General features: G+C 60.5%; 12 protein-coding genes. 5 read left to right on the top strand and 7 right to left on the bottom strand.

Annotation, left to right across the window (positions count from 1 at the left end):
* Window positions 1-33 precede the first annotated feature (33 nt).
* Entirely contained in the window at window positions 34-1362 is a 1329-nt protein-coding gene (locus VGG47_RS11155; protein ID WP_331538477.1) for an MFS transporter, read from the bottom strand.
* Window positions 1363-1634: 272 nt separating this feature from the next.
* The gene (locus VGG47_RS11150; protein WP_331538475.1) at window positions 1635-2558 is read right to left on the bottom strand and encodes a LysR family transcriptional regulator; all 924 of its coding nucleotides are present in this window, start codon (window positions 2556-2558) and stop codon (window positions 1635-1637) included.
* A 151-nt stretch (window positions 2559-2709) separates the two neighbouring features.
* Between VGG47_RS11150 and VGG47_RS11145 the strand changes: the two genes are divergently transcribed.
* From VGG47_RS11145 to VGG47_RS11135, 3 genes are all read left to right on the top strand, one after another.
* Window positions 2710-3786 carry an Ldh family oxidoreductase gene (locus VGG47_RS11145; RefSeq protein ID WP_331538473.1) on the top strand — a complete coding sequence of 359 codons (1077 nt, stop codon included), beginning with the start codon at window positions 2710-2712 and terminating at the stop codon, window positions 3784-3786.
* Between the two features lie 127 nt (window positions 3787-3913).
* Window positions 3914-5221 carry a histidinol dehydrogenase gene (gene hisD / locus VGG47_RS11140; protein WP_331538471.1) on the top strand — a complete coding sequence of 436 codons (1308 nt, stop codon included), beginning with the start codon at window positions 3914-3916 and terminating at the stop codon, window positions 5219-5221.
* 222 nt (window positions 5222-5443) lie between these two features.
* Entirely contained in the window at window positions 5444-6814 is a 1371-nt protein-coding gene (locus tag VGG47_RS11135) for an amidase (RefSeq protein WP_331538469.1), read from the top strand.
* Between the two features lie 159 nt (window positions 6815-6973).
* Here VGG47_RS11135 and VGG47_RS11130 read toward each other — a convergent pair whose 3' ends face one another.
* Both VGG47_RS11130 and VGG47_RS11125 read right to left on the bottom strand, forming a co-directional pair.
* Complete coding sequence (locus VGG47_RS11130; RefSeq protein ID WP_331538467.1) at window positions 6974-8284, bottom strand: MFS transporter; 1311 nt, start codon at window positions 8282-8284, stop codon at window positions 6974-6976.
* A gap of 320 nt (window positions 8285-8604) precedes the next feature.
* On the bottom strand, window positions 8605-10353 hold the full coding sequence (locus tag VGG47_RS11125) for a tetratricopeptide repeat protein (RefSeq protein ID WP_408841936.1): 1749 nt from the start codon (window positions 10351-10353) through the stop codon (window positions 8605-8607).
* A gap of 326 nt (window positions 10354-10679) precedes the next feature.
* Between VGG47_RS11125 and VGG47_RS11115 the strand changes: the two genes are divergently transcribed.
* Together VGG47_RS11115 and VGG47_RS11110 are read left to right on the top strand one after the other, a co-directional pair.
* The gene (locus VGG47_RS11115) at window positions 10680-11126 is read left to right on the top strand and encodes a DUF4865 family protein (RefSeq protein ID WP_331538465.1); all 447 of its coding nucleotides are present in this window, start codon (window positions 10680-10682) and stop codon (window positions 11124-11126) included.
* A 338-nt stretch (window positions 11127-11464) separates the two neighbouring features.
* Window positions 11465-13738, top strand: coding sequence for a PAS domain S-box protein (locus VGG47_RS11110; RefSeq protein ID WP_331538463.1), 2274 nt, complete (start codon window positions 11465-11467; stop codon window positions 13736-13738).
* A 132-nt stretch (window positions 13739-13870) separates the two neighbouring features.
* On the opposite strand, the gene VGG47_RS11105 is transcribed toward VGG47_RS11110, so the two are convergent.
* From VGG47_RS11105 to VGG47_RS11095, 3 genes are all read right to left on the bottom strand, one after another.
* On the bottom strand, window positions 13871-15493 hold the full coding sequence (locus tag VGG47_RS11105) for an ABC-F family ATP-binding cassette domain-containing protein (protein ID WP_331538460.1): 1623 nt from the start codon (window positions 15491-15493) through the stop codon (window positions 13871-13873).
* 247 nt (window positions 15494-15740) lie between these two features.
* Entirely contained in the window at window positions 15741-16250 is a 510-nt protein-coding gene (locus tag VGG47_RS11100; protein WP_331538458.1) for a hypothetical protein, read from the bottom strand.
* Between the two features lie 11 nt (window positions 16251-16261).
* Window positions 16262-16465 carry a hypothetical protein gene (locus tag VGG47_RS11095; protein WP_331538457.1) on the bottom strand — a complete coding sequence of 68 codons (204 nt, stop codon included), beginning with the start codon at window positions 16463-16465 and terminating at the stop codon, window positions 16262-16264.
* Window positions 16466-16518 lie beyond the last annotated feature (53 nt).

Here is a 16518-nt window from a genome sequence, read left to right as displayed (position 1 = left end):
TTGGAGACGTGATCAAGCGGTTTCAACCGGGCCTTATGTCGCCGCAGGTCGTTCGATGCGCCGCAGCGCGCGTGGGAACAGGAAGAGCGTAACCAGCGCGCAAACCCCGCACACGCCCGTGATCAAGTACAGTGCTGGTGTTATGCTCCCGGTGACATCGATAATTTTACCGACCATGATGGGGCTGACGATGCCGCCCAGCTGGCCGATACAATTGATCACGGCGATACCGCTGGCGGCGGCCGCTCCGGTCACAACTTTCGGCGGCAGCGACCAGAAGGTTGTATAGGCGGTCAACACGCCGGCGCCGATCAGCCCCAGGCTGACGATCAAAAACACGGAGCTATGAGGAAAGAGCCCGACCATGAGGAAGCCGATACCCGTCATAATCAGGCAGGAGAAAAACACCATGCGCCGATTGCCGATGCGATCAGCGACCACCCCCACCGCAAGCATTGAGATGGCGCCGCAAAGATACGGGACCGCCGTGATCAAGCCAATGATCTCCCGGTTCGAAAAGCCCGCGGCGCGAACGATAAAGGGAATCCAATAGTTCATGCCGAATGCGGCAATTTGCGTCAGGAACCACACCAGCGAGACCACCAGGAAGCCTGATGAGCGCAGAGCTTCGAGCGTCGAACTGGCCGGTCGCGCCCGAACGTCAGAGATATGTACCACCAGCTCTTTGCGCAGCTGATCCTTTTCTCCGGTGGACAACCATTTCGCGCTCTCGAAATGGTCTTCGAGACAAAACAGGACAACAAAACCGAGTAATACGCAGGGGATGCCGCCGAGCAGAAAGACCCAATTCCAGGCGGGCAACCCGCCGAGTCCGGCAAAGCGCGTGAGGATCAGGCCCGAAAGTGGGGCGCCCAAGATGCCAGAGAATGCCACGGCCTGGTAGAGCACGCCATAGATCCGGCCGCGCCGCTGCTCAGGAAACCAGGTGGAGAGATAAAGGAATATCCCGGGCGTGAAGCCGGCTTCGGCGCCTCCGATGATGAAACGCAACGTGTAAAATTCAGTCGTGTTATGGACGAACATCATCGCTGCAGAAGCCAGGCCCCAGACAATCAAAATGCGCGCAAAATGGCGCCGCGCTCCAACCCGCGACAACAGCAGATTGCTGGGCACTTCAAACAGAATATAGCCCACCACGAACAGGCTGGCACCCAAACCGTAGGCTGTGTTGCTCAGCGGAAAGGAGTGCTGCATGTCGTATTTGGCAAATCCGACATTGATTCGATCGAACCATGAGAACAACAGGCAGATCATCAATAATGGAATGATGCGCCAAAAGATCTTGGAATATAGTCGGCGCTCACCGACAGAATTTATAGAAATCTCACTTGTCGTGCTCATGGGCGTTTTCCAAAACTCGTTTTATTGTTTTAAATCTCGGAGTCGCGTCTAGTTTATATGCTGGACGATGTTTAGCCGCGCCCTACGATCAACCCTATAGTATTGTTGGCATTGCATTTCGACGGGGCATGATCAAATACTGAATATGTTTGGCCCCATACCGGAAAGCTATGACGCTAGGGGCGTTGTCATCGCCACGCCCATGGCCCAGATTAACAAAGTTTTTTTGCTACTTTTTGTTCACAAAAAGTAGCCTTTCTCTTCGCTTTTCTCTAGGAGGGTTGATGGAACGGCGCCAAATTGAAGGTGCCAGCCTGGGTCAATTCGGCGAGTTCCGCGATGATGACATCCTTGAGCATGGACAGAGCAAAATTTTTCTCATGTTTGGTGCGGGTTGCCATGACGAGAATGCGATTCAAAGGGGCGCCTGAAATAACCGACATCATCACTGGGGGGCGCGCATGCGGGTCAGTGAATACCGATACCGGCATCAGCGTAGAGCCCTGACCTTGCAGGACCATCTCGCGAATGGCGTCGACAGAATCGATCTCCGACTGCACGTTCAGCCGGCCACCTAAAGGTGCCAGCTGCAACTCGACGAGACCGCGATGGAGCGTGGTCATCAGAACGGGGATGCGCGCCAACTCGCTGAGTGAAATCACCTGGCTCAACCGCTTGCTGGCGGGTGTCATCAGGGCGAACGGCTCTCCCAGCAGCGTGTGCATCGTCAGCGTGCGGCTCGGCTCAGGATTTGTAACGATGGCGATGTCGATGACGCCGCGTTCCAAGCCGTCGAGCAAAACCGGTGTGAAGGCCTCGCGTATCGTCAGCTTCACGTCGTCGGGCGAGTTCCGGCACCGCGCGAACACGCCCGGCACCAGCAAGCGCGCCAGCGTTGGTGAGATGCCCAGGACCACCGCCGCCTTTCGGGCATTATTTTGACGGCCGGTTAGTTGTTCGCGAACCTGCTGCGTGTCGGCGAGGATGCGGCATGAGGCTTCATACAGAGTGGCACCGGCCGGTGTCAGATGCACGCCATGCGGTGTCCGATGCAGCAACTGCACGCCAAGATCTTTTTCGAGCTCCCGCAATTGCCGGGTAAGCGCCGGTTGGGCGATAGAAATCGCCCCGGACGCTGCGGTCAAACTGCCTGCATCCACGATAGCAACGAAATATTTCATGGCACGCAGGTTCATCAAGGCGTTCCTCGCGATCCGCCGGATAGCAGAATGATATGTCAGCTGAAAAATTGATATTGGACGATAATCCTGCCCCCGACAATAGTTGGGAGAACCAGCCATCTAATGGCTGATCAGGCATGGCGAAATAGGGAGCGCACGGGATATCATGGAAAAAGATCAGAAGCACAGATTGGTGGATGCCGGAGCGTTGCAGGCGTTCATTCGGTCGGTGCTGCGCCATTCCGGCTTGCCGGAAGCTGATGCCGGCACGGTCGCCGCCTTGATGGCCGAGGCCGACCTCCAAGGTTCGGACGGGCATGGCGTGATTCGCTTGCCGCAGTACCATAAGCGGTTGCAGACGGGCGGGATGAACCCGCGCCCCAACATCCGGGTCGTCACTGAGCGCGCCGCGATGGCGGTCGTCGATGGCGACAATGGAATGGGCCATCTGGTGATGTCCTTTGCCGCGAAATTGGCGATTGAGAAGGCGCGCACGGCGGGGGTCGCGTGGGTTGGTACGCGTGCCAGCAATCACGCGGGGCCAGCCTCGCTCTATGCGCGCATGCCGATCGAACATGATATGATCGGCATGTATTTTGCCGTGGGCAATGCCAACCACCTGCCGCCATGGGGCGGCATGGAGATGCTGTTGTCGACCAACCCGATCGCGGTCGGCATCCCCTCGGGCAGCGAACCATCCGTGGTCCTGGACATGGCCACGACCGTGGCGGCGTACGGCAAAGTGAAAGCCAAAGCCAAGCGTGGCGAGGCCATGCCCGAAGGCTGGATGATCGATCGGCAGGGGCGGCCGTTGCTGGACCCGACACGCGCGCATGAGGGTTTCCTGCTGCCGATCGGGGGCCACAAGGGCTATGGCCTCGCCCTCATCGTGGGCCTGCTGGCCGGTACATTGCATGGTGCCGCGATGGGGCGTGACGTCGTCGATTTCAATCAAGACCATGTGACGCCAACGAATACCGGGCAGGCCATTCTTGTGATTGACCTCAACGCCTTCGGTGCGCCGGCGGACTTCAAACAGGCTGTCGACAAGCTGGTTCGTGACATCCACGACAGCGAGCGGATGCCGGGCGTTGAGCGCATTTGGCTGCCGGGCGAACAGAGCCATGCAAGGCGTGCCGAATACGCCGCCGGCATTCCGATCGGCGCCACGATAGTGGACGAACTCGATCAGCTGGCGGACCGGCTGGCACTCGAAAAGTTGGTCTGCCTGACAAGCTCCTGATGAAGAAAGAAGCCGCTTTTTAAAAAAAGCGGCGCAAAAACTTTTGTTATGCTGGGCCATGGGCGTTGTCACCGACAATGCCCATGGCCCAGCATTCTCCTTCTCTTAACATATCCGGAAGAACGTCATGGAAAAATGGCTTAAGCAGGGTGCCGATGACACCCAGACCGCAGCGGTCGATCGTCAGGTGCGCGAGACGGTCGAAGGCATTCTCACGGATATCGCCACGCGCGGGGATGCGGCGGTTCGTGAGCTCTCCTTGAAATTCGACAAGTTCGAGCGCGATGATTTCCGCCTGAGCGCACAAGAGATCGAAGCCTGCCTATCGCAACTCACGAAGCGGGATCTCGAGGATATCGCCTTCGCGCAGGCGCAGGTCAGGGGGTTTGCGCAGCATCAGCGGGATGCCCTGAAGGATATCGAGGTGGAAACGCTGCCAGGCGTGATCCTTGGACATAAGAATATCCCGGTGGGGGCCGCGGGCTGCTACGTGCCGGGTGGAAAATATCCGTTGCTGGCCTCCGCGCATATGTCGGTGATTACCGCCAAGGTCGCGGGCGTGCCGCGCGTGATCACCTGCGCGCCGCCGTTCCACGGCAAACCGGCGCCGGCCATCGTCGCGGCGCAGCATCTGGCCGGCGCCGACGGGATCTATTGCCTCGGCGGGATTCAGGCCGTCGGCGCCATGGCGCTGGGCACAGCGACGATCACGCCGGTGGACATGCTGATTGGCCCCGGCAACGCTTATGTCGCCGAAGCCAAGCGGCAGCTGTTCGGCAGGGTCGGCATCGATCTCTTCGCCGGCCCCACGGAAACGCTCGTGATCGCCGACGACAGCGTGGATGCGGAGCTCTGCGCCACCGATCTGCTCGGCCAGGCCGAGCACGGCCCTGATTCGCCGGCAATCCTTCTCACCACCTCCGAGACGCTGGCACGGCAGACCATGCGCGAGGTCGAGCGGTTGCTCGAGATCCTGCCGACCGCGCCGATCGCCCGGCAGGCATGGGAACGCCATGGCGGCGTCTGCGTCGTCGAAAGCGACGAGGAGATGGTGCGAGTCGCCGACCGGATCGCCTCGGAGCACGTCCAGGTGATGACGCGGGATCCGGATTATTTCCTGACGAACATGCGCAACTACGGCGCGCTGTTCCTCGGGCCGCGGACCAATGTCGCGTTTGGCGACAAAGTGATCGGCACTAACCACACGCTGCCGACCCGAAAGGCGGCGCGTTACACCGGCGGGCTCTGGGTCGGCAAGTTCCTGAAGACCTGCACCTATCAGCGGGTCGTCACCGACGCCGCCGCGGCCAGCATCGGCGCCTATTGCTCCCGTCTCTGCGCGCTGGAGGGCTTCGTCGGGCATGGGGAGCAGGCCAATATCCGCGTTCGCCGCTACGGGGGCGGCAACATTCCCTACGGTGGCACCGCCTCCTGACCTAGCGCAGGTAAGGGAAAGGCTACTTTTTGTGAACAAAAAGTAGCAAAAAAACTTTGTTAATTTGGGCCATGGGCGTTGTCGGTGACAATGCCCATGGCCCAGCATAGTTAAAAGTTTTTGCGGCGCTTTTTTCAAAAAGCGCCCGCTTCCCTCTTTCTTGCCGGATCGGCTGTCCGTAACATCCACCCCTGTAGGCTTTATTCTCTCACAGGAACGCGCATGCTCTATACATCGGACCTCACATCACTTTCGCAGTCCATCCATTCCGGCAAGGTGTCGCCCGTCGAGGTTCTGGAGGCATATCTGGACAGGGTTGCCAGCCTGGATTCCAGACTTCACGCCTACACCGAGGTTTTCGAGGCCGACGCGCGGGCAGCGGCGCAGGCGGCTGCAAAGATGATCGGGGCAGGTTACGCCCTCGGCCCGCTGCATGGGATTCCCATCGCGATCAAGGATCTTGTCGACATAGAGGGCAAGGTCACGACCGGCGGTTCGCCCTTGTTTGCCGACCGGATTGCGGCTGTGACGGCTGATGTGGTCCAGCGCCTCATCCGCGCGGGCGCCGTTATCATCGGCAAGACGCATATGGTGCAAGTGGCGCTGGGGGCGTGGGGTACTAACGAACACATGGGGACACCCTGGAACCCTTGGGACATGAAGGTGCATCGGGTTCCGGGCGGATCGAGCAGCGGGTCGGCCGTCGCCGTCGCCGCACGCATGGCGCCGTTCGCGCTGGGGACCGATACCGGCGGATCGATCCGCGTTCCGGCCAGCTTTTGCGGCATTACCGGTCTCAAGCCGACGGTGCGCCAAATCAGTGCGGAGGGTTTGCTGCCTTTGAGCCGCACGCTCGACAGCGTCGGTGTTTTGTCCGTGTCCGCAGCGGACGCGGCCTTGTTTTATAAAGTGCTGACAGGCCCGGACGGAGGCGTGGCGATCAGCGCGCCGCAGCAAGACGCACAGAAACTGTCCAGTCTGCGCCGTTTTCGTGTTGCGCGGCTCGCGGAAAAGGATTTTGGAAACGTCGAGCCGGATGTGCGCGCTGCTTATGAAACAGCGCTGGAGGTGCTGGCAGGTCTCGGCGCGGAAATCGTGACCATGACGATGCCTTGCGACTTTGATGATTTCGCGTCGACGGCCAGCGCCATCATGCTCGCCGAGGCCGCGGCCGAATACGGCGCTCAGGCACGGGACATGGCATTGCCGGTTGATAGTTCGGTTCGTCCGCGCCTGCTGAAGGGAACAACGATTTCCGCCACTGAATATATTCAGGCCTTCCGGCAGCGCGACCACTGGAAGCGCGTATTCCTGGAAGCGATGCACGGCATTGACGCGCTTCTCACGCCGTCGACGTTGACGACCGCCATTCCCGTGACGGAAGTGAACCACGACAATCCGCCGATCCGCTACACGCGAATCGTGAACCTGCTGGAGCTTTGCGGCTTGGCCCTGCCGAGCGGTTTCGATGCGAAAGGGCTGCCTTGCTCCATTCAGGTGATTTGCCGGGGCGGCGATGAAGACACAGCGTTGCAAATCGGTATGGCGTATCAAGCCGCGACCGATTGGCACACGAGCGTACCGCAAATGTGACGCGTATCGGGAGAGGAAAGCAGCCGCTTTTTGAAAAAAGCGGCGCAAAAACTTTTATTCCTCTGGGCCATGGGCGCTGTCGCCGACAACGCCCATGGCCCAGCATAAATAAAGTTTTTTTGCTACTTTTTGTTCACAAAAAGTAGCCTTCCCTTTCGCTTATTCCGCGAGCGAGGCGTGCAGCACGTCGAGATGGTCGTCCGAAATCTCGTGGTGGACGATGAACATGTAGGATGATGCTGAGACGAGCGCGATGACGGCGCCGACCACGAGGGCGGCGACGAAGGAACCGGTCTGTTGCACGATCAGGCCGGTCACGGTCGGCGCGAGGGCCCCGCCCAGATAGCCGCCGAAATTCATCATCGCGCCGACAGAAGCGGTGAGGTTCGGCGGCACGGCGACCGAGCTCAGAGCCCAGGAGCAGGTGCTTGTCACGTAGAGCAGGAAGATCGCCGCCGAGATGCAGGCGATGGCAAGCATGTTGCTCTGCACATAGGCCGCCGCGATGGTGAAGCCGGCTGTGCCGACCAAAGCGAGCGAGGCGGGGATCTTGCGGCTGTTGAGCGCGGTTTGCCCCGAGCGGATCAGCCGGTCCGCCAGGTAGCCGCCGGCCATCGAGCCGGCGATGCCCCAGGCGAAGGGGATTGCCGCGGCGATGCCGGTGTATTTCACGCTCATATGGCGCTGGATCTCAAGATAGCCGGGCAGCCAGGCCAAGTAGATCCACGTCATATAGATGCAGCCGAAATAGCCGATGATCATACCCCAGGTGGTGCGGAACTTGAACAGCATCTTCCATTCGCGGAACGTCACCGGACTGCGCCGCTTCGCGGGGTCGCCCTCGGTGCAATAGGCGACTTCGCCTTCCGTGAGCGTAACCTCCGTGGGATTACGATAGAGCCTGAACCAGATCACGGCGACGACGAGGCCCAGCAGCCCCATGATGATGAACATCCAGCGCCACCCGAAGGCAAGCATGAGGGCTGTGCACAGCGGCACGCCCAGTGCGGTGCCGAGTGGCCCGGCGCTGTTCCAGATGCCCGAGGCCGTTCCTCGGCTCCGCGGATTGAACCAGTCGCGCGTCACCCGTGTCGCGGTCGGGAATTGCGGCGCCTCGCCGGCGCCGAGGAACAGGCGGGCGACATAGAATTGCCCGAAACTCCCGACCAGGCCGCTCGCGACCTGGGCCAGGGACCAGAGCGAGAGCCCTGCGGTGAGCAGCACGCGGGGGCGGAAGCGATCGACCAGCGCGCCCGAGGGCAACTGGGCAAAAGCATAGGCCCAGAGGAAGGCGGAGAGCAGAAAGCCCATATCCGCGATCGATAGGCCGAGATCGTGGCGGATGAGCGGATTGCCGACCGCAAGCGTCGCACGGTCGATGTAGTTGATCGAGCCAGAGATCAGCAGCATGGTCAGCGCGCTGCGCTGGATTTTCCGGACTCTTACGGAGGTTGGTATCGGCACGGACATTTTTTCCCCTTGAAGGTTGTTTGTTTTGTCCCGTTGGACGAAGCGGGTTTTTTTTGTATCCGATCGACCTTTAACATAATATCGTTTGGCAGCGGCGGTTTTTTGTATTTCAGCGGCGTTCTCAGCGGGCGGTTCAGCCAACAAAACTGAAGGCGATGTGGCAGGCGGACTTTTCTAAGAGAGAAAAGCGGCCGCTTTTTGAAAAAAGCGGCGCAAAAACTTCTTTTATGCTGGGCCATGGGCGTTGTCGGCGCCAACGCCCATGGCCCAGCATAGCAAAGTTTTTTTGCTACTTTTTGTTCACAAAAAGTAGCCTTCGCTTACTTTTTCAGGTTCCATCGCTCAGCCAGGGCTGCGGCGATGTTGTGAACCACGCCTCCCCACGCGCCGCGCTCAGCCTGGCGGAACAATCGTGCCGATGGGTACCACGGGTTGTCCTGGCGCTCGGTCAACCAGCGCCAGTCGGGCGCCAAAGGCAGCATCACCCAGGCAGGGCAGCCAATGGCGCCGGCCAGATGCGCGACCGCCGTGTCAACCGTGAGGAGGAGGTCAAGCTGCGAGATGGCGGCAGCGGTTTCGGCGAAATCGTCGAGGTCCGGCGACAGGTCTTCGATCGTGCCAAGCAGGGCGGCATCGAGATCGGCCCGCCTCTCACCGACCTGCAGGCTATACCAGTCTATGCCGGGAATGTTCCATAACGGCGCCAGGGCTGTGAAGGGCAGCGAGCGGTTGCGGTCGTTCTGATGTTTGGGATTGCCCGCCCAGACGATTCCGACCCGTCGCCCGGCGACGGGGCCGAGGCGCTGCTGCCAGTGCTGGCGGAGCGCCGCCTCGACGGGAAGATATGGAATGCTTGCCGGAATCGTGGCAAGCGTGGTGCCGAAGACATTGGGCAAGCTCATCAGCTTGCAGTGGAAATCGAAAGCGGGGAGGGGATCCCCGGTCGCGATCAGGCGATCCACGCCCTGCAGCCCGGCGAGAAGCCGCAGCAGGGAGCGTGGCGCTTCCAGCACGACCCGCCCGCCGCTCGCTGCGACCAGCGGCGCATAGCGACAGAACTGGATGGTGTCACCCAGCCCCTGCTCCGCATGCAACAGGATCGTCCGCCCGTTGAGGTCCTCGCCCCGCCACTCGGGCGTGGAGACGTCCTTGGGTTTCTGCTCCTTGACGCCGCCCCGCCAGCGCCAATCGTATTCTGTCCAGCCGTTAGAGAAATCACCGGCAAGCAGCAATCCGATCCCGAGGTTGAAATGGGCCTGGGCGTAGTCAGGTTTGCAGCCAATGGCGGTGTTGTAGGCGGCGATGGCCTCGTCAAGGCGCCCCAAATTCTTGAGGGTGTTGCCGAGGTTGGAGTGAGCCTCGGCGAAATCCGGCTTGCAGAGGATGGCGGTGTTGTAGGCGCTAACGGCCTCGTCGAGGCGCCCCAATTCCTGCAGGGCGGTGCCCAGGTTGGAGTGGGCCTCGGCGAAATCCGGTTTGCAGAGGATGGCATTGTCGTAGGCGGTGATGGCCTCGTCGAGGCGTCCCAACGCCTTCAGGGTGGTGCCCAGGCTGCAATGGGCCTCGGCGAAATCCGGTTTACAACTGATGGCGTTGTTGTAGGAGGCAACGGCGTCATCGAGGCATCCCAGGGCCTTCAGCATGTTGCCCAGGTTATAGTGGGCCACGACGAAGTCGGGCTTCAAGCGAAGGGCATTTTTGCAGGCGGCAACGGCGTCGTCGAGCTGCCCGAGGTCCTGCAAAGCATTGCTCAGATCGACATGGGCTTCGGCAAAATCCGGCTTCAAGCGCAGCGCATTGTTGTAGGCGGCAACCGCCTCGTCGAGGCGCCCCAGGGCCTTCAGGGCGGTGCCCAGGTTGGCGTGATAGGCGGCGATTTGTGGGCTTATCCCGATCGCCTGGGCAATCATCCCGACGGCGCGGTCGTTTTGTCCGGCCTGATGGGCGAGTACGCCGAGCAGATGCAGGGCGTCGGCATGGCTTGCATCCGCCGCCAGCACCTGACGGTAGAGCCGCTCGGCCTCGGCCCGTTGCCCGGCTCGATGGTGGGCAAGCCCGGTTTCCAACATCTTTTGCGGGTTTGATAACGCGAGCGGAAGTGGCGTCGCGGGCGTTTGGACTTGTGCGCGACACTGTTTGCGGTTCGGTTCCATCGTCTCCCTCCGCCAAATAGCGGCCTCCCTACGCTATAGTAAAAAGCTTTTACAACCTCCAATGCAGGCCGCCTGCCCAAGCAAGCGCCATCGCAGGGCCGGATGTTCCGGTTGCGCACTTAGTGCATCACCGCGTTGCGCATCGGAACCATTCTCGGACGATAGGCGATCGCTTAAGGTGTGGCATCGATCGAACAATAAAATCCACTTAGAATTACGCCAACAGGCAGTTAGGAGGTTCCATGATTGCGATGCACTATCTGATCAGCCTCAAGACCAAAGATGACGTTCAGGCGGTTCGCCAGCGCATCGCAGAGCGAGGGCCTCTTTTCGACGGGATGCAAGGCCTGGCTCATAAATGGTTCATGGTGGATCCTCAGGATCCAGCGTACGGCACCTTTTATCTTTGGAACACCCCGGCCGCCGCCATCTCCTTCCTTGAAGGAGCGTTCTTTCATGCGCTTTGCCAAACATTCGGCCGACCTGAGGTGCTGTTGCTTCTGCCCACGGCAATAAAACTGCCGACGGGGAGCGTCGCGATGGCCACTCTGGGTGATTGTGGCGATCTGCCTGATGACGTGCCGGTGATCAAAACGTTAGATCCCCGATTCGGCGCCAAGGTCGATTTGGCTTTTGGCGAGACCGTGAAGGGGCGGCGGTTCGAGGTTGGCTATCACGCGAAAGGATAATTTCTGTACAGCAATCATTCTCTAGCGTTGTTTGCATGAGCGATTGCCTGGCCTAATTGAGCCTGCAAGGGCCAAGCGAAGGAGAAGGCTACTTTTTGTGAACAAAAAGTAGCAAAAGAACTTTGCTAATTTGGGCCATGGGCGTTGTCGGCGCAAACGCCCATGGCCCAGCATAAAAGAAGTTTTTGCGCCGCTTTTTTCAAAAAGCGGCTGCTTTCTTCTGTTCGGAAAGCCGGCCTGGAGCATAATCGCGAATTTTTGATCCAATGTTTGCGCAGGACAAGCCATTGTGAGACGGTTCATTTTCATCGCTTCGTAGCTGGGCCTTAGGGGGGCAGATGTCCACCTTTGCGAACTTGTCGATCTCGCGCAAGCTCACGGTCGCGTTTGCGGCCGTGGTCGCCGTCATATTTGTGAGCGGGACGCTCGCTTACAGCAGACTTTCCGTCATCGAAGGGGTCACGGGCTCGCGTGTCCACACCGCCGACGTGTTGGATGCTCAACACACGATGATGAGGGCGATGCTGGATCAGGAAACCGGGGTGCGCGGTTATCTGGTCACCGGCGATGAGAGTTTTCTGGATCCTTACCATAAGGGTGGGGACGCCTTTACGATGGCGTTCCAGAAAGCCAGGCGGCTCACCTTGGGCAACCCGGCCCAGGAGGGCCGGCTCGATGAACTGGACACACTGGTCAAGCAGTGGCGGGCGATCGCCGAGCAGGAGATCACGCTTATGGCGAGGCCGGAGACGCGCGAGGAAGCGCGCAGCCTGGAGGGCGCGCGGGCCGGCAAGACCGTGATGGACCTCATCCGTGCCAAAGTGGATGAAGTCGACGCGATTGAGCGCGCTGTCTTAGCAAAACGCGCCGCCGTGCAGAGACAGGCGTATGCGACCGCATACACGGTCGCGATCCTCGGCGGCACAGCCTCGCTCGTCACCGCGATTTTGATGGGTTTGCTGCTTACGCGCAGCATCACGGTGCCGGTGAGGCGCATGACCAGCGCCATGGCAGCGCTTGCCAAAGGTGAGGCCGGCGTTGAAGTGCCCGGGGTCGGTCGGAACGACGAGATCGGCGCGATGGCGGCGGCAGTCCAGATTTTCAGGGACAACTTGATCGATCATAACCGGGCGAAGGAGGCGCTGCGGGAGAGCGAGGAGAAGTGGCGGGCCGTATTCGAGAATAATCCGACCATGTACTTTATGTTGGACGCCACCGGGACCGTTCTGTCCGCAAATCCCTTCGGGGCTGAGAAACTCGGCTACACTGTCGACGAGTTGGCGGGCGATACCGTGCTGAAGATCTTTCATGCAGAGGATCGCGCCGCGGCGCAACGGAATATGATGAGATGCCTCGACCAACGCGGCCGCGCCGTGAGCTGGGAACTGCGCAAGGTGCGCAAGGACGGCTCGACATTGTGGGTCCGCGAAACGGGCAAAGCGATGCTGCTCAAGGAAAGCCCCGTCCTCTTGATCGTGTGCGAGGACATCACCGACCGCAAATGGGCAGAGTATCTAACCGCCCACGTGTTCGAGAGCTCGCCCGATGGAATCTGCATGTTTGAAAGGGACTATCGATATCAGCGCGTCAACCCGGCTTACGGGCGGAGTTTCGGTATGTCGGCCGAAAAGGTCGTCGGGAAGCACGCCGCTGATCTGCTGGGGGCGGAGGCTTTTGCGAACATCGTCAAGCCGAACCTGGATCGGTGCTTCGCTGGGGAAGAGGTCAGTTACGCGGCGTGGTTTTCCTATCCTGCCGGGCAGCGCTACCGGGTGGTCACTTGCTCGCCTTTAAGGTTGCGTGCGGAGCGGGTGGAGGCAGCACTCGTGATCATCCGCGACCTGACGGAGCAGATGCTGGCCTCCGAAGCGTTGCGCGTCGCGCAAGCGGAGCTCGCGCACGCCAACCGCGTCGCGATGATGGGACTGCTGACCGCCTCGATCGCCCACGAGGTCAACCAGCCGATCGCCGCCGCCGTGACCAATGCACATGCCGCCTTGCGCTGGCTGGCGGCTCAGCCCCCCGCTCTCGAGGAGGTCCGGCAGGCGGCTGGCCGGATCATCGAGAATGGACGACGGGCCAGCGATGTCATCGAGCGGATCCGGGCCATGACCAAGAAGGCGCCCCCGCGCAAGGAGTGCTTCGATCTCAACGAAGCCATTCTCGACGTCATTTCCCTAAGTCGGAGCGAAATGCTGAGCCACGGTGTCTTGCTCCGAACCGGGCTCGCGACGGGTTTGGAATTCGTGTGTGGGGACCGCGTCCAGTCGCAGCAGGTGATCCTCAACCTGATCGTCAATGCCATCGAAGCCATGAGCGGGGTCGACGAAGGGGCGCGCGAGCTGCGGATCAGCAGCGAAAGAGATGTCTCAGGCAGCGTTCTTGTCACCATAGAGGATTCCGGCCCAGGGCTTGACCCGCAGCAGATGGAGCGCGTTTTCGAGGCATTCTATACGACCAAGCCCGAGGGCATGGGGCTCGGCTTGGCCATCTGCCGCTCGATCATCGCGGCTCAAGGCGGAAGGCTGTGGGCGTCCGCAAATGAACCACGGGGCACCATCTTTCGGTTCACTGTGCCGTTAGAGCAACGTCAGAAAGCGGCCGCTTTTTAAAAAAAGCGGCGCAAAAATTTTTGGCGAAGCTGGGTCATGGGCGTCGTCGGCGCCAACGCCCATGACCCAGCATTCATAAAGTCTTTTTTGCTACTTTTTGTTCACAAAAAGTAGCCTTCGCTTTCTTCTGGCTCAGGCGTGCAGCCCGGGCGCCTCCCGCCCGGTGCGCGCCACATATTCGGTGTAGCCGCCGCCATACTGGTGGATGCCCTCCGGCGTTAGTTCCAGAACCCGGTTGGACAAGGCAGACAGGAAATGGCGGTCATGCGAGACGAACAGCATTGTGCCCTCATACTGCGAGAGCGCGCCGATCAGCATTTCCTTCGTCGCGATATCGAGATGGTTGGTCGGTTCATCCAGCACCAGGAAATTCGGCGGGTCATACAGCATCAGCGCCATCACCAGCCGCGCCTTCTCGCCGCCTGAGAGCACGCGGCAGGTTTTCTCGACCTCGTCACCGGAAAAGCCGAAGCCTCCGGCCAACGCGCGCAAAGACCCCTGGCCGGCGAGCGGGAAGGCATCGTTCAGCATCTCGAACACGGTGCGTTCGCCATCCAGCAAATCCATGGCGTGCTGCGCGAAATAGCCCATCTTGACGCTGCCACCCAGGGTCACGGTGCCGGCATCCGGTGCGGTCGTGCCCGTCACCAGCTTGAGCAGCGTGGATTTGCCCGCACCGTTCACGCCGAGCACGCAGCAGCGCTCGCGCCGTCGCACCAGCAGATCCAGCCCTTCGTAGATCACCCGGCTGCCATAGCGCTTATGAACGCCGCGCAGATTGGCTACGTCCTCGCCGGAACGCGGCGCGGGGGGAAAATCGAAGGCCAGTGTCTGGCGCCGCTTGGGCGGCTCGACCCGGTCGATCTTCTCGAGCTTTTTGACGCGGCTTTGCACCTGGGCGGCGTGCGAGGCGCGGGCCTTGAAGCGCTCGATAAAATTGATCTCCTTGGCCAGCATCGCCTGCTGCCGCTCGAACTGGGCCTGCTGATGCTTCTCATTCAGCGCCCGCTGCTGCTCGTAAAATTCATAGTCGCCGGAAAAGCTCGTCAGGCTGCCGCCATCGATTTCGATGACTTTGTTGATGACGCGGTTCATGAAGGCGCGGTCGTGCGAGGTCATCAGCAGCGCGCCGTCATAGCCAGCCAGGAATTGCTCCAGCCAGATCAGGCTTTCGAGGTCGAGATGGTTGCTCGGCTCGTCCAACAGCATGACATCGGGGCGCATGAGCAGAATGCGGCCGAGTGCCACGCGCATTTTCCAGCCGCCGGAGAGCCGGCCGACATCGCCGTCCATCATCTCCTGGCTGAAGCCTAAGCCGTCCAGAACTTCCCGTGCCTTGCCATCCAGCGCATAGCCGCCCAGCTCTTCGAAGCGGGCCTGCACTTCGCCGAAGCGTTCGATGATGCTGTCGAGTTGGTCGGCCTGGTCCGGGTCTGCCATGGCGGCTTCCAGCGTCGCCAGTTCGGCGGCCACTTCGGCCACCGCGCCGGCGCCCTCCATGACCTCGGCGACGGCGCTGCGGCCCACCATTTCCCCCACATCCTGGCTGAAGAAGCCGACGCTGACGCCGCGATCGACCAGGATCTGGCCCTCGTCGGGCTCCTCCCGGCGCATGATCATGCGGAAGAGCGTGGTCTTGCCGGCGCCGTTCGGGCCGACCAGGCCGATCTTCTCGCCCTTTTGCAGTGCAGCCGAGGCCTCGATGAAGACCAGTTGCCGGCCGTTATGTTTGCTGATGTTGTCAAGACGAATCATGGGTCCTCGGCGGCCGGAGCGGTCGGCGCACTTATACCAACAGGCCGAGGGCGTAAACCGCTATGCGCTGACGAGGAAGAAAGGGAAGGCTACTTTTTGTGAACAAAAAGTAGCAAAAAAACTTTATTTATACTGGGCCACGGGCGTTGTCGTCGACACCGCCCGTGGCCCAGCATAACAAAAGTTTTTGCGCCGCTTTTTTCAAAAAGCGGCTACTTTCTTCTCTCCCAACGCCCGACGTGTGCGGCTAGGGCGTCGCCGGCGTGGCCACCAAAGTCTGGTAGATCGACTTTTGTGTCGGTGTCAGCAGCGCATAGGCCTTGAGATGGTAGGGGACCATCGCCAAGCCGACGCGCGTTTCCGCACGGCCTACGGCCTCGACATCGGCGGTGATGGTCGAAAGTGCCGGGGCCGTCACGCCGGCATCGGCTTGGTACTTCGCATAGGTGGCCTGCAATGCAGTGACACTGGTTCGCGCCGCCTGCACCATCCCGGTCACGAGCCGTTGATCAGCCGAAATCTGTGCCGGCGTCAGGTGGAGCGCCGCGCGATGTTGCAGAAGCCAGCCCGGTCCGGGGTGACGGGCCCGGAAGACCGCCGGAAAATCCAGAGAATTGGTTCTGAAATAGCTCTGCCACGATGGCGTACCGGGAGCGGCCCCCGGCGTTGTCATCGCCGCCGCCTGGACAACTTGACCGCCCAGTGTTGCAATCGACAAGGCCAACGCCTGGATCCAGACTGCTTTCGTCCAACGCATTTTGATATCCCTCACATGAAAAAATCGGCGAATACTATCGCGGCGCCGGAACCAACGCCAGGCAACGGCCGATGCTTAAGGTTAGAGCGTGATGGCTCCACATCGATCATGCGCAAGGCCAGTTTCTCGGATGTAGGAAAGCGGCCGCTTTTTGAAAAAAGCGGCACAAAAACTTTTTTCCACTGGGCCATGGGTGTGTCGGCGATAACGCCCATGGCCCAGCATTCAGGAGCGCACAAACTGTCAGTAACGCCGCGTTGCCGGGGGC

The organism is Acidocella sp. (genome assembly GCF_036489515.1).
In the GTDB taxonomy this organism is placed as follows: domain Bacteria; phylum Pseudomonadota; class Alphaproteobacteria; order Acetobacterales; family Acetobacteraceae; genus Acidocella.
This window is presented reverse-complemented; position numbering and strand designations above follow the sequence as displayed.

Coding starts and splice junctions, on each gene's coding strand:
- VGG47_RS11115 (WP_331538465.1), top strand. CDS start 10,680: ATGATTGCGATGCACTATCTGATCAGCCTCAAGACCAAAGATGACGTT.
- VGG47_RS11125 (WP_408841936.1), bottom strand. CDS start 10,353: ATGTTGGAAACCGGGCTTGCCCACCATCGAGCCGGGCAACGGGCCGAG.
- VGG47_RS11105 (WP_331538460.1), bottom strand. CDS start 15,493: ATGATTCGTCTTGACAACATCAGCAAACATAACGGCCGGCAACTGGTC.
- VGG47_RS11130 (WP_331538467.1), bottom strand. CDS start 8,284: ATGTCCGTGCCGATACCAACCTCCGTAAGAGTCCGGAAAATCCAGCGC.
- VGG47_RS11110 (WP_331538463.1), top strand. CDS start 11,465: ATGTCCACCTTTGCGAACTTGTCGATCTCGCGCAAGCTCACGGTCGCG.
- VGG47_RS11095 (WP_331538457.1), bottom strand. CDS start 16,465: ATGGGCGTTATCGCCGACACACCCATGGCCCAGTGGAAAAAAGTTTTT.
- VGG47_RS11135 (WP_331538469.1), top strand. CDS start 5,444: ATGCTCTATACATCGGACCTCACATCACTTTCGCAGTCCATCCATTCC.
- VGG47_RS11150 (WP_331538475.1), bottom strand. CDS start 2,558: ATGAACCTGCGTGCCATGAAATATTTCGTTGCTATCGTGGATGCAGGC.
- hisD (WP_331538471.1), top strand. CDS start 3,914: ATGGAAAAATGGCTTAAGCAGGGTGCCGATGACACCCAGACCGCAGCG.
- VGG47_RS11100 (WP_331538458.1), bottom strand. CDS start 16,250: ATGCGTTGGACGAAAGCAGTCTGGATCCAGGCGTTGGCCTTGTCGATT.
- VGG47_RS11145 (WP_331538473.1), top strand. CDS start 2,710: ATGGAAAAAGATCAGAAGCACAGATTGGTGGATGCCGGAGCGTTGCAG.
- VGG47_RS11155 (WP_331538477.1), bottom strand. CDS start 1,362: ATGAGCACGACAAGTGAGATTTCTATAAATTCTGTCGGTGAGCGCCGA.